The organism is Streptomyces sp. NPDC050147 (genome assembly GCF_040660195.1).
In the GTDB taxonomy this organism is placed as follows: Bacteria; Actinomycetota; Actinomycetes; order Streptomycetales; family Streptomycetaceae; genus Streptomyces.
Window position 1 is genome coordinate 120,588 of sequence record NZ_JBFALJ010000002.1, and the last position, 25,720, is coordinate 146,307.

At 69.6% G+C, this 25,720-nt stretch carries 22 protein-coding genes; 17 read left to right on the forward strand and 5 right to left on the reverse strand.

Going from position 1 to position 25,720, the window contains the following annotated elements:
• Nucleotides 1-10 precede the first annotated feature (10 nt).
• Entirely contained in the window at nucleotides 11-1,624 is a 1,614-nt protein-coding gene (locus tag AB0I94_RS04250; protein WP_363307870.1) for a D-aminoacylase, read from the reverse strand.
• A gap of 394 nt (nucleotides 1,625-2,018) precedes the next feature.
• Nucleotides 2,019-3,326 (reverse strand): amino acid deaminase, encoded by a 1,308-nt coding sequence (locus tag AB0I94_RS04255; protein WP_363307871.1) that lies wholly within the window; start codon nucleotides 3,324-3,326, stop codon nucleotides 2,019-2,021.
• Between the two features lie 155 nt (nucleotides 3,327-3,481).
• On the opposite strand from AB0I94_RS04255, the gene AB0I94_RS04260 reads away from it, so the two are divergent.
• The 4 genes from AB0I94_RS04260 to AB0I94_RS04275 all read left to right on the forward strand — a co-directional run bounded on the left by AB0I94_RS04260 (nucleotide 3,482) and on the right by AB0I94_RS04275 (nucleotide 7,318).
• On the forward strand, nucleotides 3,482-4,525 hold the full coding sequence (locus tag AB0I94_RS04260; RefSeq protein ID WP_363308289.1) for a sugar kinase: 1,044 nt from the start codon (nucleotides 3,482-3,484) through the stop codon (nucleotides 4,523-4,525).
• Entirely contained in the window at nucleotides 4,522-5,280 is a 759-nt protein-coding gene (locus tag AB0I94_RS04265; protein ID WP_363307872.1) for an IclR family transcriptional regulator, read from the forward strand. The genes AB0I94_RS04260 and AB0I94_RS04265 overlap by 4 nt, the downstream gene beginning before the upstream one ends.
• A 7-nt stretch (nucleotides 5,281-5,287) precedes the next feature.
• Entirely contained in the window at nucleotides 5,288-5,701 is a 414-nt protein-coding gene (locus tag AB0I94_RS04270) for a RidA family protein (RefSeq protein ID WP_062770654.1), read from the forward strand.
• A gap of 126 nt (nucleotides 5,702-5,827) precedes the next feature.
• Nucleotides 5,828-7,318, forward strand: a complete 1,491-nt coding sequence (locus AB0I94_RS04275) for a gluconate:H+ symporter (RefSeq protein WP_363307873.1) — start codon at nucleotides 5,828-5,830, stop codon at nucleotides 7,316-7,318.
• A 211-nt stretch (nucleotides 7,319-7,529) separates the two neighbouring features.
• Here AB0I94_RS04275 and AB0I94_RS04280 read toward each other — a convergent pair whose 3' ends face one another.
• Together AB0I94_RS04280 and AB0I94_RS04285 are read right to left on the reverse strand one after the other, a co-directional pair.
• Nucleotides 7,530-7,910 carry a hypothetical protein gene (locus tag AB0I94_RS04280; protein WP_363307874.1) on the reverse strand — a complete coding sequence of 127 codons (381 nt, stop codon included), beginning with the start codon at nucleotides 7,908-7,910 and terminating at the stop codon, nucleotides 7,530-7,532.
• A gap of 209 nt (nucleotides 7,911-8,119) precedes the next feature.
• Entirely contained in the window at nucleotides 8,120-9,469 is a 1,350-nt protein-coding gene (locus tag AB0I94_RS04285) for a M14 family metallopeptidase (RefSeq protein ID WP_363307875.1), read from the reverse strand.
• 160 nt (nucleotides 9,470-9,629) lie between these two features.
• Here AB0I94_RS04285 and AB0I94_RS04290 point away from each other — a divergent pair, with 160 nt between their 5' ends.
• From AB0I94_RS04290 to AB0I94_RS04345, 12 genes are all read left to right on the forward strand, one after another.
• Nucleotides 9,630-10,961, forward strand: a complete 1,332-nt coding sequence (locus AB0I94_RS04290; protein WP_363307876.1) for an Nramp family divalent metal transporter — start codon at nucleotides 9,630-9,632, stop codon at nucleotides 10,959-10,961.
• Between the two features lie 325 nt (nucleotides 10,962-11,286).
• A complete protein-coding gene (locus AB0I94_RS04295; RefSeq protein ID WP_363307877.1) occupies nucleotides 11,287-12,222 on the forward strand; it encodes a hypothetical protein in 936 nt (311 codons plus the stop codon).
• Between the two features lie 93 nt (nucleotides 12,223-12,315).
• Nucleotides 12,316-13,029 carry a Flp pilus assembly protein CpaB gene (gene cpaB / locus AB0I94_RS04300; RefSeq protein ID WP_363307878.1) on the forward strand — a complete coding sequence of 238 codons (714 nt, stop codon included), beginning with the start codon at nucleotides 12,316-12,318 and terminating at the stop codon, nucleotides 13,027-13,029.
• Between the two features lie 484 nt (nucleotides 13,030-13,513).
• Nucleotides 13,514-15,124: an AAA family ATPase gene (locus AB0I94_RS04305; protein WP_363307879.1), complete on the forward strand. Its 1,611-nt coding sequence runs from the start codon at nucleotides 13,514-13,516 to the stop codon at nucleotides 15,122-15,124.
• Nucleotides 15,125-15,249: 125 nt separating this feature from the next.
• Nucleotides 15,250-15,579, forward strand: a complete 330-nt coding sequence (locus AB0I94_RS04310) for a TadE/TadG family type IV pilus assembly protein (protein ID WP_363308290.1) — start codon at nucleotides 15,250-15,252, stop codon at nucleotides 15,577-15,579.
• 9 nt (nucleotides 15,580-15,588) lie between these two features.
• The gene (locus AB0I94_RS04315; protein ID WP_363307880.1) at nucleotides 15,589-16,947 is read left to right on the forward strand and encodes a CpaF family protein; all 1,359 of its coding nucleotides are present in this window, start codon (nucleotides 15,589-15,591) and stop codon (nucleotides 16,945-16,947) included.
• Nucleotides 16,948-17,065: 118 nt separating this feature from the next.
• A complete protein-coding gene (locus AB0I94_RS04320; RefSeq protein WP_363307881.1) occupies nucleotides 17,066-18,010 on the forward strand; it encodes a type II secretion system F family protein in 945 nt (314 codons plus the stop codon).
• A 27-nt stretch (nucleotides 18,011-18,037) separates the two neighbouring features.
• Nucleotides 18,038-18,913 (forward strand): DUF5936 domain-containing protein, encoded by an 876-nt coding sequence (locus tag AB0I94_RS04325; protein ID WP_363308291.1) that lies wholly within the window; start codon nucleotides 18,038-18,040, stop codon nucleotides 18,911-18,913.
• A gap of 498 nt (nucleotides 18,914-19,411) precedes the next feature.
• A complete protein-coding gene (locus AB0I94_RS04330) occupies nucleotides 19,412-19,630 on the forward strand; it encodes a hypothetical protein (protein ID WP_363308292.1) in 219 nt (72 codons plus the stop codon).
• Nucleotides 19,631-19,641: 11 nt separating this feature from the next.
• Complete coding sequence (locus tag AB0I94_RS04335) at nucleotides 19,642-20,235, forward strand: pilus assembly protein TadG-related protein (RefSeq protein ID WP_363308293.1); 594 nt, start codon at nucleotides 19,642-19,644, stop codon at nucleotides 20,233-20,235.
• 32 nt (nucleotides 20,236-20,267) lie between these two features.
• On the forward strand, nucleotides 20,268-20,867 hold the full coding sequence (locus AB0I94_RS04340; RefSeq protein ID WP_363307882.1) for a hypothetical protein: 600 nt from the start codon (nucleotides 20,268-20,270) through the stop codon (nucleotides 20,865-20,867).
• A 3-nt stretch (nucleotides 20,868-20,870) separates the two neighbouring features.
• A complete protein-coding gene (locus tag AB0I94_RS04345; RefSeq protein WP_363307883.1) occupies nucleotides 20,871-21,521 on the forward strand; it encodes an OmpA family protein in 651 nt (216 codons plus the stop codon).
• Between the two features lie 2,000 nt (nucleotides 21,522-23,521).
• Here the strand turns inward: AB0I94_RS04345 and AB0I94_RS04350 are convergent.
• Nucleotides 23,522-23,881, reverse strand: coding sequence for an antibiotic biosynthesis monooxygenase family protein (locus AB0I94_RS04350; RefSeq protein WP_363307884.1), 360 nt, complete (start codon nucleotides 23,879-23,881; stop codon nucleotides 23,522-23,524).
• Between the two features lie 200 nt (nucleotides 23,882-24,081).
• On the opposite strand from AB0I94_RS04350, the gene AB0I94_RS04355 reads away from it, so the two are divergent.
• Nucleotides 24,082-24,837: a class I SAM-dependent methyltransferase gene (locus AB0I94_RS04355; protein WP_363307885.1), complete on the forward strand. Its 756-nt coding sequence runs from the start codon at nucleotides 24,082-24,084 to the stop codon at nucleotides 24,835-24,837.
• Nucleotides 24,838-25,720: the final 883 nt, after the last annotated feature.

Here is a 25,720-nt window from a genome sequence, read left to right on the forward strand (position 1 = left end):
GGGGCGTGCATCACGGGGTCCGGCGTACGGATCGGCCCGCCAGGACGTCCGTGCGTCGGCCGTCCTCCATCACGAACTTGCCGTCGATCAGGACGTGCGGGATGCCGGAGGGAAGCGTGCGGGGAGCGTCGAAGGTCGAGCCTGCCGCGACCGTCTCCGGGTCGAAGAGGACCAGGTCGGCTCGGTAGCCCTCGCGGACCATGCCCCGGTCGGGGAGGCGCAGGCGGGCCGCCGGGCGGGCGGTGAGGTGGGCGACGCACTCTTCCAGGGTGAGGACGCCGAGTTCGCGTACGTAGCGGCCGAGGTACTGCGGGAACGTGCCGTACGCGCGCGGGTGCGGCTTGAAGCCCTGGAGGATGCCGTCGCTGCCGCCGGTGTGCACGCGGTGGCGCATGATCGCCTGGACATTCTCCTCGTGGCCGACGTGCTGGAGGATCGTGGACCCCAGCTTGTCGTTGATGAGCAGGCGGCGGGCCGTGATCCACGGGGCCTCGCCGCGCTGGGCCGCCGACTCGGCGACCGTCTTCCCCACGCAGGAGGCGAGGCCCGGGTCGGAGACGCCGGAGATCTCGATCGTGTCCCACTCGATCGGTACGCCGTGACAGCCGTCGGCGCCGATGACCTCCATGTGGTGGCGGATCTTCTCGGCGGTCTCGTCGTTCTGGAGGCGGGCGAGGATCGCGTCGGGCCCTCCCTCGCTCGCCCAACTGGGCAGCATGGCGACGAGGGACGTGCAGCCGGGGGTGTAGGGGTACGTGTCGAGGGTGATGTCCGCGCCGTGCGCGAGCGCGTCGTCCAGGAGCGCGAGGAGGTCGGGTGCCTTGCCCTTGTTCACGCCGAAGTTCATCGTGGCGTGGGCGAGGTGGAGCGGACAGTTCGCGGTACGGGTGAGGTTGACCATCTCCTCGTACGCCTGGAGGGCGCCCGCGCCGTAACTGCGGTGGTGGGGGCAGTAGTAGCCGTTGAACCGGGCCACGACCTTGCAGAGCTCGGTGAGTTCGGAGTCGTCGGCGTACATGCCCGGGGTGTAGGTGAGGCCGGAGGACATCCCCACGGCGCCCTGCTCCATGCCCTCGGCGACGAGCTGCTTCATCCGCTCGACCTCGGCGGGGGTCGCCGGACGGTCGTCCCAGCCGACCGCGTACATGCGGACGGTGCCTTGGGGGATGAGGTAGGCCGCGTTCACGGCGATGCCTCGCCCGCCGTGGGCGCGATCGAGGCGGTCCAGGTACTCGCCGACGGTGCGCCAGTCGAAGTCGATGTCGCTGCCGTCGCCGTTCCAGCCGGTGATGGCCTGGCGGACCTGGGCGAGGGTGCGGTCGTCCACGGGGGCGTAGCTGAGCCCGTCCTGGCCGATGACCTCCAGGGTCACGCCCTGGGCGGCCTTCGCGCTGTGGTCCGGGTCGCGGAGGAGGGCGAGGTCGCTGTGGGCGTGCATGTCGATGAAACCGGGCGCTAGCGCTAGGCCTTGGGCGTCTACTGTGCGGGCCCCCGTAGGGCGGGGGCCGCTTTCCCCTTCGGGGCGGATCTCGGTGATCCTGCCCTCGTGTACGCCGACGTCGGCTCGGTAGGAGGCACCTCCGGTGCCGTCTATGACGCGGGCGTCCCGGATGACCAGGTCCATGGGGGCCTCTTCTCTTCGCTTGGCTGCGCGCTGTGTGTGGTGCACCCGGCCTCCGGCCGGGTTGTTGTCCCCACCCGCACCACCCGTGCGGCTCTCGTGGTCGGGTGCGGGTGGCCCCGGCGGGGGCGACCCACCGTCGGCGACTGCTCCTCGCGGGGCGAGCCGCCATCGGCGACTGCCCCTTGTGGGGCGGGTCCCCCACCGCCCCGTACGGGAGCGGCGGCCCCCCACCCACCCCGCGCCGCGGGGTAATCGGGTGGGTGGGTGGGGAAGACCCGCCGCGGAGCGGCGGTCCTGTTCTGCCCCGCAGGGGAACTGCGGGGTGATCGGGTGGGTGGGTGGGGAAGACCCGCCGCGGAGCGGCGGTTCAGGAGAGCCGCCCAAGACCCAGGGGTCAGAAATAAGTGCGGATGTAATCCGTGACCGTGCCATCCGCCTCGACCAGGGGAATCAACTGCCACTTGTCGAAGGACGTGCAGGGGTGCGACAGCCCCATGCCGATCCAGTCGCCCACGGCCAGCTCCCCCTCCGGAGTCGTCCGGATCCACGCGTGCTGGTCGGAGAGCCCCGTGACCGTGACCCCGGTCGCGGGCCGTTCCGTACCGCCCCGGCGGACGACCTGCGCCTCGGGCAGGTCGATGTCGTACGCCGCGTCCCGCTTGCCCGCGTTGGCGAACGCCTGCTCCTGCGTGGGCCGGGAGACCACCTGCGCCCACAGCCGGAAGGCGGGCTCGAGCGCACCCTCCTGCGGGACGCGGTTGAACGGCGTCAGATGGCGGTAGTGGCCGTCGTCATGAGAGACGTACGCGCCCGAGCGCAGCAACTTCAGCACCGGCGCCGACAGTTCGGGCATCTTCGCGAAGACGTCCGCCACCGCGTCGAACCACGCGCTGCCACCCGCGCTGACGACGATCTCCTCCAGATCCGCGAACCGGTTCGCCTTGTCGAACTCGACGGCGAGCGCCGTGAGGCGGCCGAGCCAGGCCCGCACCCGCTCGGGAGTCGCGTCCGGCACCTCGCCCTCGTACCCGGCGACGCCCACCAGACGCAGCGTGTCCGCCGCCGCGACGGCGTTGGCGATCTCGACGCACTCGGTCTCCGTACGCACACCGGTGCGCGCCCCCTCACCCGCGCCGAGCTCCACCACGACGTCGACGGGACGCGTCGCGCCCGCCTCGCGCAGAGCGGCGTCCATCAGGGCGACGCCGGGGACGGAATCGACGTAGCAGATGAAGCGGAACGCCGGGTCCGCGTCCAGCTCGCCCGCGATCCAGCGCAGCGCCGCCGCGTCCACCAGCTCGTTGGCGAGGAAGATCCGCCCGATGCCGTAGGCGCGCGCCACCCGCACCTGGTGCGGCACGGCCAGGGTGATGCCCCACGCGCCCCGCTCCAGCTGACGGGCGAAGAGCTGCGGCGCCATGGACGTCTTGCCGTGCGGGGCGAAGGCGAGGCCATGGCGCTCGGAGTACGTCTCCATCAGCGCGAGGTTGTGCTCCAGGCGCTCGGCGGAGAGGGCGAGGACCGGGGTGGTGAAACCGTCCGTGAAGAGGTTCCGGCGCTGGGCCGCGAGCTCGCCGACCGTCAGGCCCTCCGCGTCCGGCGGAAGGCCCTTGAAGCGATGGTCGACCCGCTCTTCCGCGAGCCGGTCGAGCTCCCGGGCAAGACGTCCGGCGGAGCGGTCGGCTGCGTTGTCGGCGGCCATGGCGCCTCCTCGAAAAGGTGCGTTGCATCGTGTGCAACGGTCATTGCGTATGTCGTTTACTGCTGTCTAACATCCGAGCCAACGCCGGGTCAACGGATCCGGAGAGCCGGTTGAGGGGCAGGAAGACAGTGACCGCAGAGGCCGCGCAGGCAGCGATGGACGCGCAGGCAGCAGTGGATGTCGTCGCGCTCGGCGAGTCCATGGTCACGTTCCTGCCCTCCCGTGCCGGCCGCCTCGCCGACGTCCCCTCCTTCGATCGCGGGATCGGCGGCGCCGAGTCGAACGTCGTCTGCGCGCTCGCCGCCGCGGGGCACCGCACCCGCTGGGTCAGCCGCGTCGGCGCCGACGGCTTCGGGGACCACCTCGTCGAGACGATCGCCCGTTACGGAGTCGACACCGGCTGCGTGGGCCGCGACCCCCAGCGACCCACCGGCATCTACTTCCGCACCGCCGACGACCGCGACACCGACGCCCACGAGGTCCTCTACTACCGCGCGGGCTCCGCCGCCTCCGCGATGGCGCCGCACAGCGTGGACCGCGAGGCCCTCGACGCCGGCCGCATCCTGCACCTCTCCGGCATCACCGCCGCCCTCTCCACGGACTGCCTCGCCCTCCTGCGCGAGCTGACCGCACCCCGCCCCGGCCGCCCGCTGGTGTCCTTCGACGTCAACTACCGTCCGGGTCTGTGGAGCGGCGGGACCGGCGAAGGCCCGGCCGTCCTCCTCGAACTCGCCCGCGGCGCCGACCTCGTCTTCGTCGGCGAGGACGAGGCCGCCGACGCCTGGGACATCACCGGTGGCCCGGACGCCGTCCGCGCCGCGCTCCCTGAGCCCGCGACGCTGGTCGTCAAGCAGGGCAGCGGCGGCGCCACCGTGTACACCGAGGGTGAGCCTTCCGTCTTCCAGCCGGCGCTCAAGGTCGACGTCGTCGCCCCCGTCGGCGCCGGTGACGCCTTCGCCGCCGGTTTCCTCTCCGCCACCCTGCGCGGACTGACCGCCGAGCAGCGCCTGCGCCACGGACACCTCATGGCGGCCGCCGCGCTCACCGTCCCCGGTGACCTCGCGACACCGCCCGCGAGGGCGCACACGGATCGTCTCGCCGCACTGGACGCCGACGCCTGGGGGACACTTCGTCTCGGCCCGGGCTGGACGGACGGCGTCCCCGTGAACACTGAGGCCAAGGAGGAGGCACGTACATGAGCCAGACCGTCGATCGCGCCCTGTCCATCCTGCCGCTGCTCGCCGAAGGTCCCGCCGATCTCGGCCAGGTCGCCGAGCGCCTCGAAGTGCACAAGTCCACCGCGCTGCGACTCCTTCGCACGCTCCACGAACACGGCCTGGTCTACCGCCAGTCCGACCAGCGCTACCGCCTGGGCGCCCGGCTCTTCGCGCTCGCCCAGGAGGCCGTCGAGAACCTCGACGTACGCGAGATCGCGCACCCCCACCTCCTCGCACTCAACGAGAAGTGCGGCCACACCGTGCACCTCGCGGTCTACGAGGAGCAGGAAGTCCTCTACATCGACAAGGTCGAGAGCCGCTATCCGGTGCGGATGTACTCCCGCATCGGGAAGCCGGTGGCGATCACCGTCGCCGCCGTCGCCAAGCTGCTGATCTCCGACTTTCCGGAGGCCGAGCGCCGCGCGATCGCCGAGAAGCTCGACTACCCCACGTACACGTCCCGTTCGACGCCCAACGCCGCCGCGTTCCTCAAGGAACTCAGCGCCGTGCGCGAACAGGGCTGGGCCACCGACCTCGGTGGCCACGAGGAGTCCATCAACTGCGTCGGGGCCCCCATCCGCGGCGCGGACGGCCGGGTCGTCGCCGCCATGTCGGTCTCCGCGCCGAATGTCGTCGTCACCGCCGACGAACTCCTCACGCTGCTCCCGCTGGTACGCCGTACGGCGGACGCCATCAGTCGGGAGTACTCCGGCAAGTCACCCCTCAAGGAAGCCTGAGCACGCCATGACCACCGAGAAGACCGCTCTCACCCCGGCCACCCACACCACCCCGCCCGCGAAGTTCTCCCACGGCGTCAAGAAGGGCAACATCCTTCAGGTCGCCGGTCAGGTCGGCTTCCTCCCCGCCGAGGAGGGCAAGGCCCCCACCCCCGCGGGCCCCACCCTGCGCGAGCAGACCCTCCAGACGTTCGCCAACGTCAAGGCGATCCTCGAAGAGGGCGGCGCGACCTGGGACGACGTGATGATGATGCGCGTCTACCTCACGGACGTGGACCACTTCGCCGAGATGAACGAGATCTACAACGCGTACTTCGAGGAGCAGGGCCTCAAGGCCCCCGCATCGGCCCGCACCACGGTCTACGTGGGCCTGCCCAAGGGCCTGCTCATCGAGATCGACGCGCTCGCCGTCCTGAGCTGATCCGCCCCGCTTTTTGAACCTCCCGCAAGCCGTACGTCTTCACGGCGCGGCGCCCAACTCCCCCCTTCGGGCGCCGCGCCGTGATCCCCCCTGCCCCGAAAGCCCCATGCACTTACGAGGTCAACGATGTCCCCGTCCCCCTTCATCGCGCTCGCGGCCGCCCCCGCCGCCGACGTGCCACCGCACACAGGTGGAATCCTCACCCTGATCGACGGCACGGCGGGTCTGCTGACCGTCGCCGCGCTCGGCATCGTGCTTCTCCTCTTCCTGATCATCAAGGTCAGGCTGCAGCCCTTCGTGGCGCTGCTCGCGGTCTCCATAGTCGTCGGCCTCTCGGCCGGCCTCTCCGTCACCGAACTCTTCGGCACGGTCCAGAAGTCCGACGCGGTCTCCGTCATCGAGTCCGGCATGGGCGGCATCCTCGGCCATGTGGCGATCATCATCGGCCTCGGTACGATGCTCGGCGCGATCCTCGAAGTCTCGGGCGGCGCCGAGGTGTTGGCGTCCCGGCTGCTCGGTCTCTTCGGTGAGAAGCGCGCGCCCCTCGCGATGGGTCTGACGGGCCTCATCTTCGGTGTCCCGGTCTTCTTCGACGTCGGCATCTTCGTCCTCGCGCCGATCGTGTACGCGGCCGCCAAGCGCAGCGGCAAGTCGATCCTGCTCTACTGCCTGCCCCTGCTCGCGGGTCTGTCGATGACCCACGCGTTCCTGCCCCCGCACCCCGGCCCGGTGGCCGCGGCCGGTCTGCTCCACGTGGACCTCGGCTGGGTCATCCTGATGGGCCTGGTCTGCGGCATCCCGGCCGTCATCGCCGCCTGGGTGTACTCCGCCTGGATCGGTAAGCGCATCTTCGTGCCCGTCCCGCAGGACATGGTCGAGGCCGCCGAAGAGGCGAAGGCCGCGGTCGTCGCCGAGCAGCATGCGGCAGGCGTGGCCCCGCAGGAGAAGCCGGTGCCGCTGGGCACGGTCTTCGCGATCATCGGGACGCCGCTGTTCCTGATCCTCCTCGCGACCTTCTCCTCGATCGCCTTCGACCCGTCGACCGCCCGCTCGGTGATCGAGTTCTTCGGCAGCCCCTTCGTGGCCCTCACGATCGCCCTGCTCATGGCGTACTACCTGCTGGGCATCCGGCGCGGCTGGTCCCGCAAGTCCCTGGAGAGGGTGTCGACTTCGTCCCTCAAGCCGGTCGGCAACATCCTCCTCGTGGTCGGCGCCGGCGGCATCTTCGGAGCGGTCCTCAAGGCCAGTGGAGTCGCGGGAGCCCTCTCCGACACCTTCCAGGACGTCGGCCTGCCGATCATCGTCCTCGCCTACCTGCTCTCCCTGGTCCTTCGCGTCGCCCAGGGCTCGGCGACGGTGGCGATCGTGACGACGGCGGGCATCGTGGCCCCTCTCCTCTCGGAGGGCGACTACTCCCAGGCCTTCATCGCCCTGGTCATCATGGCGATCTCGGCGGGCTCGATCTTCGCCTCGCACGTGAACGACGGCGGTTTCTGGATGGTGGCGAAGTACTTCGGCATCTCGGAGCGCGACACGCTCAAGACGTGGACGGTCCTGGAGTCGGTGCTGTCCGTGGCCGGTTTTGCGGTCGCGGCCGTGGTCAGTCTGTTCGTGTAGCCGCACCACACCCTGTCGTACGCCTCTTCTTCGTACGCCTCCTCTCCGTACGTCACCGAGGGTGCCCCGGGCCGCCATGGTCCGGGGCACCTTCGTCATGTGGCGACCGGATGCCCGCCCGCGGGCTCGAACCCGGCCAGCATCTGCTCCAGCGCCGCCTGGTCAGGGCCCACGAACGGTGACGCCCCGGGCGCCGAGCCCAGTGTGTCCATCATCGTCCCGGTGATTCCGAGGGCCGGCGGCAGATGCGTGGAGAGGACGAGCTCGGGCGCCCCGTCCCGCAGGTCCTCCACGGGGACCTGCGGACGTCATCGGCCTGCGCGAGGTCGGCGCTGGGCATCGGCCCCCCGAAGCAGTCGGAGCTGAAGCAGACACCCGACTTGCCGTCGAGGAAGCCGACTGTGGCCGGGTTGTCGAAGAGGGGTGGCCTGAACCCCGTGAGGGTGCGGTCGCCGACGTCCAGGGTCTGCCCGGGGTTGAGCAGAAAGACGCGGTCGAGCGGCAGCGGGCGCTCACAGGACATGATCCCCGCACCCGTGAACGTGGTGACGACCCGCGCCTCGGGCGCCGCGACCAGCAGGAGATGTGTCATGCGCGTCCACAAGGTACGCCCCGACATCAGCGTCCTGAGTGACAGCCTGGAGGTGCCGGGGATCGGCCACATGCCCCCTCAGGGATGGTGATCGTGTCGCGGCCCTTACATGTCCCCTTATGTGTCCATCGTCGTCCTGTTCAGGCGTCGCCGCATCTGGGCGAAGGGCCGCCGCCGGACGGCGACGGCCCTTCACTCACCCGGTCCGCTCAACCGGTGCAGTACTGCTGCTCCTTGCCGATGGACCGGTACATGCAGTCCGAGTTCTCCAGGAGCTGGAGCACCGCGTCACGGTTGCGTGCCGTCTCCCGCTCGATCACCTCGTCGGGCGGGTAGAAGCCGCCGCCGCCCGCGGACGACGGGTACATCTCGAAGGTGTAGCTGAAGATCTTCTGACTGCCCCACAGCCAGTCGTTGATCGACCCGTCCGTGATGTACAGGTCACTGGACTGCTGGGGCGTGTAGCCGTTGCTCGCGGCCATCTTGCGGCCGACCGTGGCGTGCGCGTCGCGGTCGTCCTGGGTGAGGCCGGGGCCCGTGTCGCTGTACGTGTAGCCGTACGGCCACAGGACCAGCTCGCTGTACGTGTGGAAGTCGATGGAGGCCCTGATCTGCTGCTTGCCGCCGACGATGCGGCTGCGCACGAAGTTGGAGACGACCTTCACCTCGGGTGCCGACTCGGCGCTCGGACCGCGGTAGGTCTCCGAACCGGTGGAGCCGGACGAGCCGCCGCAGCAGCCCCACCGGTAGTTCCAGTTGCGGTTCATGTCGGTGCCGACGTTCGACGAACCGCTGTTGGGCTGGCGGTTCTTGCGCCAGCTTCGGTAGGAGCCGCTCGCGATGTCGTACTCGCCGCCGTCCGGGTTCAGGTCCGGCACGATCCAGATCTCGCGCTCGTCGACCATCTTCTTGATGCGCGCGTCGGTGCCGTAGTCGTCGCCGAGTTCGCGCAGAAGGTACAGCGCCATCTCGACGGTCAGGTGTTCGCGGGCATGCTGGTGGTGAGTGAAGAGGACCTCGGGTTCGGCCTCGTCCGTGCCGACGTTGTCGCTGATCTTGATGGCGACGATGTCACGACCCGCGTAGGACTTGCCGATGACCCTCTTGCTCATCAGGGTCGGATGAGCCGCGATGCGCTGGTTGATCTCCGCGGTCATCTCCGCGTAGTTGTGGTACCTCGCGTCGGCGGGCGGGAAGTCCTTGGCCTCCACCGGTTCGCCGTTCGTACGCTTCGGGGGCCCGGCCAGGGCCTTGAGCTTGTACCCCGCGTCCCGGAGGCTTGCGGCCTCGCGGCCGTCGGCCGAGACGACCACCGCGCGGGCGTCGACCTCGTCGATGGCGACGCCGGTGCGGGCGAGTGCGGTGCGGGCGGCGGGGTCGTCACCGAGGGGGATCTCGTACTGGCGCGTTTCGTCTTCGACCGCGGCCGTGCTCTGGGCGGTCCGGTCGGTCCGATCGGCTGAGTCCGGTGAGGCGTTGGCGGTGATGGGCGCCGCCACGGCGAGGGCGAGAAGGACCGCGAGGGAAGCGGATCTTCTGCCGCGTATGCGAAGTCGCATGAAGTCTCCTGAGGGGTGGGGGGTGGTTCAGTGCGACGCGTGTGGTGCGGACAGCGGTGCGGGTTGCGCGGCCCCATCGTCGGAGCCTGGCATGCTCCCGTCAATGCTGTCTTCGGCCAACCCCTTGTGCCGCGCGCCGCCATGCGGTTTCTTGATCGGCATGGCTGAAACGACAGGCAGTGGCACTGCCAAGGGAGAAGCGGCTCCCCAGCCGCGCAAGTCCAGCTGGAAATACATCGGCCCCGGCATCGTCGTCGCCGCGACCGGCGTCGGCGCGGGCGACCTCGTCGCCACGCTCATCGCGGGCAGCAACTTCGGCTACACCCTGCTCTGGGCCGCCGTCATCGGCTGCGTCGTCAAGATCTCGCTCGCCGAGGCGGCCGGACGCTGGCACCTGGCGACCGGACGCACCCTCTTCGACGGCTGGGCCAGCATCGGCCGCTGGACGACGTGGTTCTTCGTCGTCTACGTGGTGATCTGGGGGTACGTCTACGGGGCCGCGGCCATGTCGTCGTCGGGACTCCCCCTCCAGGCGCTCTTCCCGGACGTCATGGAACTCAAGTGGTGGGGCATGCTCACGGGACTCGTGGGCCTGGTCTTCGTCTGGTTCAACAAGTACGCCGTCTTCGAGAAGGTCATGACGGTGCTCGTCGGCATCATGTTCGTCGTCACCGTCTACCTCGCCATCCGCGTCACCCCGCACCTCGGCGACGCCTTCGCGGGCCTGCTGCCGGTGCTGCCCGACGAGAAGGACTCCATCCTCAACACGCTCGGCCTGATCGGCGGCGTCGGCGGCACGATCACCCTCGCCGCGTACGGCTACTGGGTCAACGCCAAGGGCTGGACCAACACGGGCTGGATGAAGGTGATGCGGCTCGACAACCGCGTCGCGTACATCACCACCGGCATCTTCGTCGTCTCCATGCTCTTCGTCGGCGCCGAGCTGCTGCACTCCGCGAACGTCGCCATCGCCAGCGGTGACAAGGGCCTGGTGCAGCTCTCCGGCATCCTGGAGAAGGAGTACGGCGACGCCACCGCCAAGCTCTTCCTGATCGGCTTCTTCGCCACGTCCTTCACCTCGCTGATCGGTGTCTGGCACGGCGTGAGCCTGATGTTCGCCGACTTCGTGGAGCGCTACCGCAAGCAGCGGGCGGGCGCCGACGAGAAGGCCGTGTCCGGCGAGGAGGTGGCGTCCGGCGCCCGCGAGAAGTCGGTGCCGTTCCGCGCGTACCTGCTGTGGCTGACGTTCCCGCCGATGATCCTGCTCTTCCAGGGGCAGCCGTTCCGCCTCATCATCATCTACGGCGTGCTCGGCGCGGCCTTCATGCCGTTCCTCGCGCTCACGCTGGTCTGGCTCCTCAACTCCTCGCGCACCCCGCGCGAGTGGCGCAACGGCTGGCTCAGCAACGGCATGCTGTCCATCGCGGGCCTGCTGTTCCTGGTCCTGTGCATCAAGCAGATTACGGATCAGGACTGGAGTAGCTTCTTCTAGCGCGTACCGCGTACCGCGCACGAAGAAGGCGGCAGCGCCGCCGGGGGAGCGGCGGCGCTGCGGGTCTGTGCGGGCCTGTGCGGGCCTCCTGGGTTACGGCACGTCGTGGACGTGCGCTCCGACCGGCGGTGCTGGGGCGCGCGCTTGGTTGTACAAGCTGGTCCAGACCAATTGCGTTGTCAAGGCCTCTGGCGTCACCTGGCATCACCCGGACCCCGGCAGTCCGGCCAACCTCCACGTGAACAGTGGGAAGTTGGGTGTTGAGGTGGCGATGACCTGGATAAGGTGCTGAGGCAGAAGTGCACGAAGACCGGGGGGTGTGCGTATGCCGACCGCCATAGCCGTCACCGGCCCGGACCTGGTGCTGCCGTCACCCGACCGGCACACCCCGTCCGCGGCCGTCCTGCAGAGCGCCGTCCAGTCACCCCGCACGTACTCCCTGGACCAGGCGCTCACCGAGATGCACACGCTCATCGAGCACCACGGCTATGTGATCGTCCTGTGCCCCGCATCGGCGCGGCCCGCCCTCGTCCAGCGCATGTACGCGATCCGCTCCGTCCTGGAGAGCGACCGCATCGCCATCCTCCGCCCGGACCTGCCCCCGCTCGGCCTCGCGGTCCTCGCGCTCCAGCTCCGCCAGCTTTCGATCTGCGACTTCAGCCCCGGCGTCCTCGCCTCGGCGGCCCGCCTCCTGTCCCACTACATCTACGCCGGCGCGCTGCTCGGCTCGGTGGCGAAGCTGGACCGGGTCCCCGTCACGCTGCAGTCCCACGCCAAGTCATGGATGCCGGGCACCCAGTTCGCCGTCCTCGCCACGCCCCGCCCCGAGCTGATCAAGGTCACGGGGGAAGCGACGCTCCCGGGCCCCGGCTTCGGCACGAAGATGCTGTACGCCGCCGGGCAGCTGGCATCCGGCTGGGTCACGGAGACGCTCGCCCCCGCGTGGCGGGCCCAGGAGGTGGCGGAGGCGCGGCTTCCGGCGGACTCCGGGCGCTGGTGGGCGACGGGCAAGCTCGTCGAGTTCGCCGCGGCGATCCCCGACATCTCGGTGCTCTACCAACTGGTGTCGTCCGTCCGGCGGGACGACTGCCACTGGTGCGGCCTCGAACTCATCGGCGACCGCTGCGGCTTCTGCGCCGCACCGCTGCCGGCGCCTCCGGAACGCGCGGCGCCCACGCCTACCACGGCTCCCGCTCCCGCTCCCGCCCCTGCTTCTGCTTCTGCTCCTGCCGTACGTGCGCTCCCGCGAGGCAGGACGTAAGGCCAGGTCCCTCTGGGCACGAACCCGAACTGAACACGCGCCACAACGATCACTGTCCGTAGCCGCCCGCACCCGATCGAGGTAGTCCGGTTCATGAACTCACGCCAGCGCCGCGGCGTCATCCTGCTGGTCCTGTCGGTCCTGGCCGCGTTCGGCGCGTTCGCGGGAGTCCTCTCGGTGATCCGCGACGTGAATTCCAAGGTGGGGCCTGAGGTGGTTGCGTACAAGCTCAAGGGGGACATCGCCCCCTACAAGGAGCTGAGCGCGGACCAGTTCGAGAAGGTCGAGATGCCGGAGAGGTGGCTGTCGGACAACGCCGTCACCGACCTCCGCCAGGTCCGCGGAAAGATCGCGGTGACGGAGCTGCGGAAGGGGTCGCTCCTCCAGACGGACATGATCGTGAACCGCCCCGAACTGGAGCCGGGCCAGCAGGAGATCGCCATCATGATCGACGCGGCGACGGGCGTCGCGGGCAAGATCACGCCGGGCTCGACGGTCAACATCTACGCCACGTTCAAGGGCGAGACCGACAACGCCAAGGACCAGTCGAAGGTCATCGTCGAGTCCGCGAAGGTGATCGACGTGGGCAAGCTGACGGCCCTCGACCCGGACCAGGACGACCGCAGCAGCCGTCGTACGGCGACCGAGGCGGTGCCGATCACGTTCGCCCTGGAGACGGCGGACGCGCAGCGCGTCGCGTACGCGGAGTCGTTCGCCACGCATGTCCGCCTGGCCCTGGTCGGCCAGGGCGAGGAGGCGGCGATCCCGCGGGGTGACCGGACTTACACACTCGACGAGGACAAGTAGGGGGCCTGCGGATGTGCTGCACGTCTGAACCACCGCGTGGCGGCTCCGCCGTGGGTGACCGTGTGAGGCCGCCGGGTGGCGGCTCCGCCGTGGTTGGCCGCCCAACGCCGCCGCTGCGCGGCGGAGCTCGCGCTTCCGGTGTGGGCGGCTGCCCTGTGCTGCCGCTGCGCGGCGGATCTTTCCCGCCCACCCACCCGTTTACCCGGCGGTGTGCGGTGGGCGGGCCCGGGGCGTTGTTCGGTCGGTGGGTGCTGCGGGGTAATCGGGTGGGTGGGCGGGAAAGGCCTGTTCGCCGACGCCCGCTGCAGGGGAAGAACGCCCAGGACGCCCACCCCGCCGCAGGCGGGACAGGCCCACTGCCGAGTGCGAGTGCCCGGGACGCCCACCCCGCCGCAGGCGGGACAGGCCCACTGCCGAGTGCAAGTGCCCCGGACGCCCAGCCCCCCGCAGGCGGACACGCCCCCCAGCCGGGAGGCGACTCCGCATGACGACACGCATCCTCCCCGCCGTAGGGGACATAGAAGCCGCCCGCGCGCTCTCGACACTGATCGGCCAACTCCCGGACGCGGAACCCGCCCTGCCGGTGGCCGACTCGACCGCGCTGCTCGACACCCTCGCCCGCCTCGCCGCGGAGTCCATCGACGAGCTCCCCGAAGTCGTCCTCATCCATGAGCGCATCGGCCCCGTCCCCGCCCTGGACCTCATCCGCGACCTCGTACTCCGCTTCCCGGCCATCGGCGTCGTCCTGATCACCGCCGACACGAGCCCGGCACTGCTGACCGCCGCGATGGATTCTGGCGCGCGCGGCATCGTCGGCTTCCCCCTCGCCTACGACGCCCTCGCCGAACGCGTGCACGCGGCGGCCGGCTGGTCCGCGGGCATGCGCAGGCACCTGGGAAGCGCGGGCATCGAGCTCTACTCCGGGCCGGGCGAGACCCCCGGCGGTGGCCACGTCGTCGCGGTGAGCGGAGCCAAGGGAGGCGTGGGAACGACCCTCGCCACCGTCCAACTCGCTCTGGCGGCAAGGGCCTCAGGCCGCACCGTCGCACTCCTCGACCTGGACCTCCAGGCAGGTGACGTCTCCTCCTACCTCGATGTCCAGTTCCGCCGCTCCATCGCCGACCTGGCGTCGATCACCGACATCACACCCCGCGTCCTCCAGGACGCCGTCTACACCCACGAGACCGGCATCGGCGTCCTTCTCGCCCCCGGCGAGGGCGAACGCGGCGAGGAGATCACCGACCGGGTGGCCCGCCAGACGATCAACGCCCTGCGCAGCCGCTACGACGTCGTACTCGTCGACTGCGGTACGTACGTCACCGGGGCGAGCGCGGCAGCCGTCGAACTCGCCGACCAGGCCATTCTCCTGGTCACCCCGGACGTCGTCTCCGTACGCGCCGCCAAGCGCATGGTCCGCCTGTGGGACCGCCTGCAGATCCGTAAGGCGGAGGAGACGCTCACGGTCGTCAACCGCCACGGCAAGGGCGCGGAGATCCAGCCCTCCCTGGTGGAACGGGTGACGGGAACGCGCGTGGCCCGCACCACCGTCCCCGCGAACTTCAAGGAGCTGCAGGGCGCGGTCGACGCGGGCCGCATGCAGGACCTGGACAGCAAGTCCTCGGTCAAGCAGGCCCTGTGGGCGCTGGCGGGCGAGCTCGGCCTGGTGGACCCGGAGGCGCCCGGCGGGACCAGGCGGAGCGCGCTGAGCCTCCGTAAGCGCGTCGGCGGCGACCGGGGCGCGGTCACGCTGGAGTTCGCCGGGATGTTCCCGCTGCTGCTCACCGTGGTGGGCCTGCTGTGGCAGTGCGCGCTGTACGGCTACACGTTCTCCCTGGCGGGAAACGCCGCGGACGAGGCGGCGCGGGCGGCCACGGCGGCGTACGCGGTGGGAGAGGGCGGCGCGGCGGCCTGCGAGGCCGCGGCGAAGAAACATCTGCCGTCGGCGTGGCAGGGCGCGGAGGTGGCCTGCACGGACGAGGGGGCGGTGTGGAAGGCCCACGTGGACGCGGACGTGCCGTTGTTCTTCCCCGGCGTCGACGCGGGGTGGAGCGTCAGCGGGGAGGCGGGGGCGGCGAAGGAGGGTGAGGACGGGTGAGGCCGGTGAAGCCGTGGAAGATCCAGCCCGTCCGGCGCTACAGGGCGAGCTCGGCGAGGCCGGTGACCGGCGGCGTGCATCGTCTCCGGCACGAGAATTCCCGCTGGAACGACCGCGGCGTATCCATGCTCGAATTCGCCGGCTTCCTCCCCATCCTGCTCCTCATCGGCCTGGCCACCATCCAGCTGGGCCTCGTCGGCTACGCCGTCAACCAGGCGGGCTCGGGCGCCCGCGCCGCAGCCCGCGTCGCCTCCCAGGGCGAGGGTGGCGAGGCCGCGGGCCTGGCGGCGATGGACGGCAGCCTCGATGCCGACGTCGCCATCAGCGGCGGCGGCGCCACGACGACGGCGGACGTCACCGTCCAGGTCCCCACGCTCCTGCCCTTCGTGGACGCCGGCTGGTCCGTCTCGAAGTCGGCCACCATGCCCAACGACGAAGACGAAGACGGGAGCTGAGAGAAGAGGATGAGCCTCCGCGACCGCATGGCGACCCCGCACGAGAACGGCAAGGGCAGCGACCCGAGCCGCGACGACAGCCTTGTCGCCGTCTACCGCTCCAAGCTCCTGGAAGAGATCGACCTCGCCGAGATGTCGTCCCTGACGGCGGCGGACCGCCGCGTCCGCCTCGAACGCGTCATGGGCCACATCATCAGCCGAGAGGGCCCCGTCCTCTCGACATCGGAGCGCTCCCAGCTCATCCGGCGCGTGGTCGACGAGGCCCTGGGACTCGGCGTACTCGAACCGCTCCTCGCCGACGCCTCCATCACGGAGATCATGGTGAACGGCCCGGACTCGATCTTCGTGGAGCGAGCCGGAAGGGTGGAGCAACTCCCGCTCCGTTTCGCGTCGAACGACCAGCTCATGCAGACCATCGAACGCATCGTCTCCACGGTCAACCGCCGCGTCGACGAGTCGAACCCCATGGTCGACGCCCGCCTGCCCACCGGCGAGCGCGTGAACGTGATCATCCCGCCGCTCGCCCTCACCGGCGCGACGCTCACCATCCGCCGCTTCCCGCGCGCGTACACGCTGCACGAGCTCATCGGCCTCGGGTCGCTCGACGAACACATGCTGCTCCTGCTGTCCGCCTTCGTCCGCGCACGCTTCAACATCATCGTCAGCGGCGGCACGGGCTCCGGGAAGACGACGCTCCTCAACGCGCTCTCCGGGCTCCTCCCGGCCCACGAACGCATCATCACCATCGAGGACTCGGCCGAACTCCAGCTCCAGCAGGACCACGTCATCCGCCTGGAATCCCGCCCACCGAACGTCGAGGGCAAGGGCCAGATCACCATCCGCGACCTGGTCCGCAACAGCCTGCGCATGCGCCCCGACCGCATCATCGTCGGTGAGGTCCGAGGCGGCGAGACCCTGGACATGCTGCAAGCCATGTCCACAGGCCACGACGGCTCCCTGGCGACGGTCCACGCGAACACGGCGGAGGACGCCTTGATGCGCCTCCAGACCCTCGGCTCGATGTCGGAGGTCCAGATCCCCTTCGAGGCCCTGAAGGACCAGATCAACTCGGCCGTCGACGTGGTCGTCCAGCTCGCCCGGCACGCGGACGGCTCCCGCAAGGTCGCCGAGATCGTCCTGCTCGTCTCGCACGGCCGCGAACAGTTCCGCATCGCCCCGGTGACCCGCTTCGTGCCGCACCGGCCGGGCGGCAACGGCCTGGACCGCCGCCTGCACGGCTACTTCGAGCACCTGCCGCTGCCGCGCTCCGTCGCCGAGCGGCTGTACGTCGCGGGCGAGCCGGTGCCGCCCGGTTTCGGCGTGGCCCAGGCCATCGACGTACTGAACACGAGAGAGGCGATCGGATGAGCACGCAGGCGCGTACGGGGGCACGTACGCGGGGGCGTACAAAGCCGCGTACGGGGACGCGTACAAGGCGACGTACAAAGCCACGTACAGAGCCGCGTACGGGAGAGGCCATCGCCTGATGGAGAACCAAGCCGCCCTCCTGGCCCTCGGCGCGACGATCCTGACCGGCACGCTCGCCGTCGCGGGAGTCCACACGTACGCGTCGGGCCGTGCCCAGCGTCAGGCGCTGGTGGACCGCCTGTCGATCGGCCCCGGCACGGCCGACGCCGGCGGCCGTGGCCGCCGCTTCTCGGCAGTCGACCGCCGCCTGCGCCGCACCCGCCTCGGCCGCTCCATCCACCTGCGTCTGTCGGCGACGGGACTCGACCTGACGGCAGGCGAGTTCTTCATCTACGTCGTCGCGGTCGTCGCCGCGCTCTGGCTCATGGCGGCGGCCACACTGGCCCCCTTCTTCGGCCCGATCGCGGGCATCGTGGCGGTCTGGAGCGCGGTCGTGTTCCTCAACTGGCAACGCCAGAAGCGCATCGAGGCCTTCATCAACCAACTCCCGGACGTGGCACGCATCCTGGCGAACGCGACGGCGGCCGGCCTTGCCCTGAGAACGTCGCTGGCCATGGCGGCGGAGGAGCTGGAGGCCCCCGCGGGCGAAGAGCTCTCCATGGTGGCCGACCAGTTGACGCTGGGCCGCTCGATCGACGACACGCTGGGCGAACTGGCGCAACGCCTCCCGTCCCGCGAGCTGATCGTCCTCGTCACCACCCTGGTCCTGTCCAACAAGGCGGGAGGCTCGGTGGTCAACTCCCTCCGGAACCTCACCCAGACCCTCGAGGACCGCAAGGAAACACGCCGAGAGGTCCGCACGATGCTCTCGGAGGTCCACGCGACGGCGTTCACGGTCCCGCTCCTCGGCCTCGGCTCGCTGCTCCTCATCAACTCGTCCAACGAGGGCGCGCTGGCCCGGGTGACAGGTTCGCCCATGGGCCAGACGCTGATCCTGATCGCGCTGGGCCTGTACGCGGTGGGCTTCTTCGTGATCAGGCGCCTCGGCAAGATCGAAGTGTAGGGAGGGGGCAACGTGTTCGGTCTGGCGATGGCGGCCGTGATGGGGCTGTCGGTGGCAGGCGTCTGCCAGGGCATCCGCATGTACCGCGCGGAGGCGAAGCTCCCCTCGGACCTGGCGATAGCCCTGGAGGTAGGCGCCACGCGCGTCTCGACGGCGGGCTCGGCGGTAGACCGCCTGGGCATGCGCTTCGCACCCTTCGTACTGCGCCTGATGGGCCCGAAACGGGTGGACGCCAAACGCCGCAAGATCGACATGGCGGGCAACCCGGGAGGGCTGACGATCGACCGCTACGCGGCGCGGAGGGCGGTCTACGGCCTGTTCGGCCTCGTCATGGGGCTGGTGTTCCTCACGAACGGCTCATCCCTCTTCGGCCTGCTCACCTTCGCCTTCGGTGTGACGGCGGCGGACGCGCTGATCTGGCAGGCGATACGGGAACGCCGCGAGGTCATCGACCGCACACTGCCGGACTTCCTGGACGTCCTCGCGGTGGTGGTCTCGGCGGGCCTCGGCTTCCGCCAGGCGCTGGACCGCGTCGCGGAGCGCTACGAGGGCCCCTGGGCGGACGAACTGCGCATCACCCTGCGCCAGATGGACATGGGGGTGAGCCGCCGCCAGGCCTTCGACGAGCTGCGCCGCAGGAACGCCTCCGAACAGGTCTCCCAGTTCGTCTCGGCGCTCCAACAGGGCGAGGAACTCGGCTCGCCCATCGCGGACACACTCATCCAACTGGCCACGGACATGCGCCGCACGGACGCCCAGAACTCCCGCCGCAGGGCGGCGAAGACGATCCCCAAGGCGACGATGGTGACGCTGGTGTTCATGCTTCCGGCCACGATGATCCTGATCGCGGCCGGGATGTTTCTGGGCTCGGGTTCGGACTTCGGCTCGATCCTGGGGAAGTGAGGGAGCCGTGACCAGTACGGAGCGCTACGCGCCAAACGCCGCTATCAAGCCACCAGGCAAAACCTCTTCGCGGCTGCAACCAAATATGGGACAGTCACTCAGGGGTCGGGAAGCGTGCGGCACCCACAACCGGAACCCTCGCCGGAGCCGTTCCCCCAACTGGCCTTTGCAAAAGATGACTTCACGAACCCCACAGGAGGGCAAGTCGTGAACCACATCACCCAGAAGCCCACCCACCCACGCACCCCCACCGCACACCTCCGGGGCGCGTGATGACCTCGCCACCGGGGAAGGGAACCCGCCAACTTCCGCGCAACAAACGGTATTGGTTGCGGAGAGTGGCTGTTGGGTCACAAGATCTCGCGTACGTTGCCTATGACGACAGCGGCGTCGGAATCGGTTGCGCCAGCGGTGCGATTCGCGGTGAGTTTCGCGGTGGTGTTCGCGGTGCGAGTGCGGGTGCGTGTGCGTGTATCGGGTGGGAGAGAAGGGGCCGTCGTGCTGAAGGATCGCGTACTCAGAGTCTGGATCGACTGGACGGAGACCGTGACTTCCCGGGTTCGGGGGAGGGAGCGGGATGCGGGGGCTGGGTTTGTGGAGTATGCGGGGTTGATGATTCTTATTGCGGGGATCTTCACGTTGATCGACGGTCTTGGGCTGGACGGGCTGATCTCCGGGGCGATCTTGGATGCGGTCAACAACGTTATCGGCGGGTAAAGTCCAGAAGCCTGGGCAGTGACCGAGGGCAGACTCTCCCCATCTATATCTGGATGACTGGGGTTCTGCTCTTTGTTGCGTTCGCGTTCTTCGCCTTCGCTCAGGGCGCCTCCGCACGTAATGGGGCACAGTCAGCCGCTGACGCGGCCGCGTTGGCGGCTGCTCAGGATGCCAGGGACGAACTTGTCGAAGGGCTTGGTGCCTCTATCGGCGAGGGTGACGACTGGATCGACTGGTTGGACGGCGACAAGTTCACCGGAGTCGGCGCCAGAGGGGCGGCGGATGCACTTGCAGCCGACAACGAATCCTCCGTCGAGGGTTTTGGGCCGGACGAAGTGAACGGCTACCCAGGTTTCTGGGTGAGGATCGAGACCACGTACACCGTCGGTGACTCGATCATTCCTGGCACGGAGTCCATGCATGCCCAAGCTCAGGCCACCGCCATCATTAAGCCGCGTTGCGATGTCTCTCCGTCGATCGATCCAGAGAAGATCATCGAATTCGACTGTGACGGCGGCGACTCTTTCGAGATCGATCCGGATGACTTCGATTTGGATGATCTCCCGGACGCCTCCGCTCTCTTCTCCGTCCACCTGGCCGACTGATGAGTGCTCGACGAAAGAAGGAAGCCGCAACGATGAACATTCGGCACGCCATAAAGACCCGCAGGGCAATGACCGCTGTGGCGATCACGACTGGGCTGGTCCTCACGGTGGCCGGTTGCGGCGGCGGCGGGGACGACGACAAGCCCAAGACGGAGAAGAGTTCAACGCCGTCGGGCGGCAAGAATGACGCAGGTGGCGAGAAGGACAAGGAGTCCCGGGAGCCTGCGGACTCTGTGCTCGCAGAGGTCAAGGGTGAGCAAGGGCTAAGCCTCAAGGTCACCTCCGCCAAACGGGACGAGGGCGGCTTCCTCACCGTTGAGGGAACGGTGACCAATGGTGGTAGTAAGGCTTGGGTGGCAGCCAGCTGGCGAGGGGATGAGAAGGAGCTGACCAAGAACGGTGGCTCGATCGCTGGAGCCAGCCTCGTGGACACCGAGGGGAAGAAGAAGTACCTCATCCTCCGCGATACGGAGGGTCGTTGCCTATGCACACGATTCACCGGTGGTGTGCTCTCGGGGCAGACGGTGGACTGGTTCGCCCAGTTCCCCGCGCCTCCCGCAGAGACGACCAAAGTCGACTTCCAGGTAGGCGCGATGCCCCCCGCCTCCATCGAGATCTCCGAGGGCGAGTGACCCATGGGCCACCCACGATCACGCAGCCTCGCCACAGTGACCGTCACCCTCACGGCCCTGGTCTTCCTCACCGGCACCTCCGCCCACGCGGACGACGAAGACCCCAGCGCACCCCCAGGCAGCAGCACCACGTCCCCGCCCCCCGAGGTCGACTCCAACAGTCCGGGCCTGAAGCTGGCCGACGGGGCGACTCTCGCCCCCGCGAAGGTCCTGGACATCAAGTCAGTCGTAGAGGACCTCGGAGGCGAGGAGCGCCGCGAGGACACCAACACGGACGTGAAGTTCGCGCTGCAGGCGGAAGTCCTCTTCCCCAAGGACAGCAACAAGCTGAACCCCGAGGCGAACGCCCGTATCAAGGCGATCGCGGAAGAGGCCAAGGCCCAGAAGGCGACGAACGTCAGGGTGTTCGGCTTCACGGACAACCTCGGTTCCTACAGCCACGGCAAGACCCTGTCCCGCAAGCGCGCGGAAGCGGTGCACGACAAGCTGGCGAGCTACTTGGGCCCCGAGGTCACGTACTCCGTACGCGGCTACAGCGAGGACTATCCGATCGCGGACAACACATCCGAGCAGGGCCGCAAGAAGAACCGCCGCGTCGAGGTCACCTTCCCGCGAGGAGGAGCGGGCGCAAGCGATGCGGGCGCGCAGAGCTAGGCGGCGGGCCTGAAACGGCCCAGCCCGTCCCCTCCCAGGGAGAGCATGCGTGCAGGGTCGCACGATGCACTGAGAGCGGGTCAGCGGGTCAGCGGGTCAGCGGGTCAGCGGGTCAGCCAGGTGAGCAGAGCATGGACATCGGACTGCCGGTGGGCGGCTTAGTCGACGTCTGCTCCCGCCGACGACGGCGGACGCAGGGCCGACCGGCCGAGGGCACAGCCACTCGTTTCGAGGTGTGGTGGGTGGGGCGGGAAGGGGCGAGAAGACCCAGGAGACTCCCTTCCCCCCGAAGCCGGACGAAGCGACATACCTGAACGAAAACTTGAGGACTTCGAGGAACTCGAAACCGAGGAGGGAAGCTATCTGCACCGGCTGCGGTCGGCCTGACCTGGGACCGAGCCGCCTTCACCTGTCCGTCTGGAAGGGGCATGCGAGCCGTCTACGCTCACCCCCAGTCGACGCCCCAGCTCGACCGATGGCTGGCCGACGGCTTCTACGAGGCCGCAACCGCCGTACCAGGGTGGACCGCAGTGGACCGCAGTGGACCGCAGTGGACCGCACACCAAACTGCCCCCGCCCGGCTCCGGCCGCCGACCACGAGGTGAGGCGTACCTGGAACGCATCGGCGACCTGGCCGACTGACCTTTCAGGGGCGAGCCCTCGTACGACGAAGGGCATGTCTGGGTCGATCTATGAGGACCTCCCCACGGGCTCTCGCCGTCACGCATAACCTGTCGCTCCATGAGGCGGATGCGCACAATCGGGATCGTGTCCGTCATCGGCACCATGGCGCTGATCACCGCCTGCGGAAACGGAACCGCCGAGCCTTCGGCTGCAGGGCCCCGCCCCGGAGAGGGCGCGATGATGTGTTTCTGGGCAGGCACCGCTCCACCTCCGGAACCCACGTCCAGCGGCTGCCCGGAGCAGCCCTCGGCGAGCCCATCGACCGCGGTGGTCACGGTGGTCATGACCCCGCAGTGGAAGCGGACTTGGGGCTGGAGTAACCCTGCCTGCTCGCCACGGAAACCCGCGGGCGAGACCCGCCACGGGACAGAACTCCGCTGTGCCGAGCGCGGCGAGGGGTGGACCTGGCGCTGGCGTTACCGTCCCCACGAGGAGATGCGCTGCGTGGACGAGGGTGAATGGAGCGTCCTGAGCTCCGGCTGGGGCCTGGTGTGCCGCCAAGGCACTTGGCACCGTGAGCGGCTCGACACCCCTCACTCGCGTGGCCCGTCACCGAGCGCCTGGCCAAGCCAGGGCCCCGGCAAGATCCCGAACCCCCGGGGCCTCGCACCGGAGGACGCGCCGGACTGACCGACGCGTTCAGCGCCGGTGGGGTAGGCAGATACGCCTCGCCGCCCCCGAAGCCCGGTCGGTCCGCCCCAAGGACGAAAGCCCCCCGCCTACGCCCGAAACGACCCCACTGCACAAAACTCCCACCACCCCGACCAGCCCCCGCCGCCCTTTACCCCCCGACATGGGACTTTCCTGCAAATCACCCCTCTAGCCACCCACCCGCGACCTGACATGCCGGCCCCTGCCCGTGCCGGCCACCCCTGCCCGAGCCGGCCACCCTTACCGGTGCCGGCGACCCTTGCCCGCGGCGAGCACCCCTCCCCGTGCACCCATCCCCTCCCCGCGGCGAGCACCCCTCCCCGTGCACCCATCCCCTCCCCGCGGCGAGCACCCCTCCCCTCCTCATGCACCCCTCCCCTCCCCGTGCACCCCTCCCCGTGACGCCAGCCCCAGAAGAACCAGTCCGCACCCGGCAGTGAAGCCGGGTGAGTAGCCGGCAGTGGTCGAGAGTCTCGCCCCCTGGCCGTCCGGTCGTCTTCCCTCGCGCGGTGGAGGGACGGGTGTCAAGGGTGGCCCGGAGGGTCATCGGCGCAGCCGACGCGACGCAGGAGCGCCCTTGACTCCCGGCTCGGAACCGCCAACCTCGGGGCCACCGGGCGGCCCCGGTACGTATGCCACCGCCGGTGGCCCCTCCGGGGGGCGGGTCAAGGGAAACGTACGACCACGTCGTACAGCCCCGGGGTCGCCGTGACCGGCGTTTCCTTGGAGTCGCGCGCGGCGTTCGCGGGGTTCGCGAACTTGGGGTCGGCGCTGGCGGCTTCCCATGCCTCCTGGCTCTCCCAGTGAGCCACGTTCACGAGCTGGAAGCGGCCGTCGGGGGACTGGGCGCGATGCAGCCGGGTGTCGATGAAGCCCGGCTTCTTGCTCATGATGGCGGCCCGCTGCTCCCACTTCTCGGCGAAGGCGTCGACGTCCTCGGGCGCGATCTCGAAGATATTGATGAAGGTGACGGACGAGGAGCCCGACGCCGTGTCCGTCGGCTGCTGCTGGTTCTCTGTGGTCATGATCGGACCCTAGGTGCGTCCTAATCAAGCCTCGATAAGGGGGACTTGGGTCCCGGACATGGGAGGGATGCAGAGTGGCAACCCCCACCCCGCCACTGCCCACCCCCGAACAGCGGCCGCAAAAGACCGCTAGGCGTCAGCGGAGCCCCTCCGGAGTAATGCGCGTGAGTCGTGACCCTGTGTGATGCGAAGATCGGTCCATGAGCGGTTTCGACGTACTTGTGGCGGAAGCGGAGTCGGCCCCGACCGAGGGCTGGGACTTCTCCTGGTTCGAGGGCCGGGCCACGGAGGAGCGGCCCTCCTGGCGGTATGCCTACACCATGGGGGAGCGGCTCGGGCACGCCACCGCCTCCCTCGACATCCAGACCGGCGGCGGCGAGGTCCTCGCGTCCGCGCCCTCGCTGCCGCCGCTCGTCGTCGCCACGGAGGGGTGGGCGCCGAACGTGGCCAAGGCCACCTCGCTGCTGCATCCCCGAGGTGCGGTGGTCGTGGCCTCGCCGGAGGACGCGCCGCTGCCGTTCGCGGCGGAGGCGTTCGACCTGGTGACCAGCAGGCATCCGGTGAAGGCGCACTTCGACGAGATCGCGCGCGTGCTGCGTCCCGGTGGCACGTACTTCGCCCAGCACGTGGGCCCCGCCAGCGTCTTCGAGGTAGTCGAGTACTTCCTCGGTCCGCAACCCGATGCGGTACGGAACGCGCGTCACCCCGACGGAGAGCGGGCCGAGGCGGAGGCGGCGGGCCTGGAGATCGTCGACCTGAGGGCGGAACGGCTGCGGATGGAGTTCTACGACATCGGTGCCGTCGTCCACTTCCTGCGGAAGGTGGTGTGGATGGTGCCGGACTTCTCGGTGGAGCGGTACTGGTCGCGACTGCGGGAAATGCACGACCAGATCGAGGCGGAGGGTTCCTTCGTGGCCCACAGCACGCGCCACCTCTTCGACGCCCGTAAGCGCTGAGCGGCAGTTACGTGGGTGACCTGAGCGGTCGGCCTGAGCGGTCGGCCTGAGCGGTCGGCCTGCGCGCTCCCTGAGCGGTCGACCTGCGCGCCCAGTCTGCGTGGTCACCTGCGCGCTCCCTACGCGATCGCCTAAGCGGGCGGCCTGCGTGCTCGAACTGCGCGGTCGGCTGCGGGCTTGGCCTGTGCTCCCTACGCGATCGCCTAAGCGGGCGGCCTGCGTGCTCGACCTGCGCGGTCGCCTGCGGGCTTGGCCTGTGCTCCCTACGCGGTGGAGCTAAGCGGTCGACCTGCGTGGACGCCTGCGCGCTCGATCTGCGCGCTCGACCTGCGCGGTCGCCTGCGGGCTTGGCCTGTGCTCCCTACGCGGTGGACCTAGGCGGTCGGCCTGCGACTAGACCTGCGCGGTCGACCTGCGGCTCGGCCTGCGCGCTCGAGTTGCGTGGTGCCTGCGCCCTCGGCCTGCACGCACCCACGCGATCGACTGCTGCGCGCTCGGCCTGCGTGGGCGCCTGCGGGCTTGGCCTGCCCGCTCCCTACGCGGTGGACCTAGGCGGTGGACCTAGGCGGTGGACCTAGGCGGTCGACCTGCGGCCAGACCTGCGCGCTCGACCTGCGTGGGCGCCTGCGTACTCGGCCTGCGTGGCGTCTGCGCGCTCGGCCCGCACGCTCCTACGCGATTGCCTAAGCGGTCGACTGCTGCGCGGTCGGCCTGCGCGCTCGGCTTGCATGCTCGGCTGAGCGCTCCCTACGCGGCAGCCTAAGCAGTCGACCTGCGCGGTCCCTAAGCGGTCGCCTACGTGCCCGACCTGCACGGTCGCCCTAGGCGCCCGACGTACGCGCCCGCCCTACGCCCTGACGCACCCGCCCGTCCTAGGCCCCGA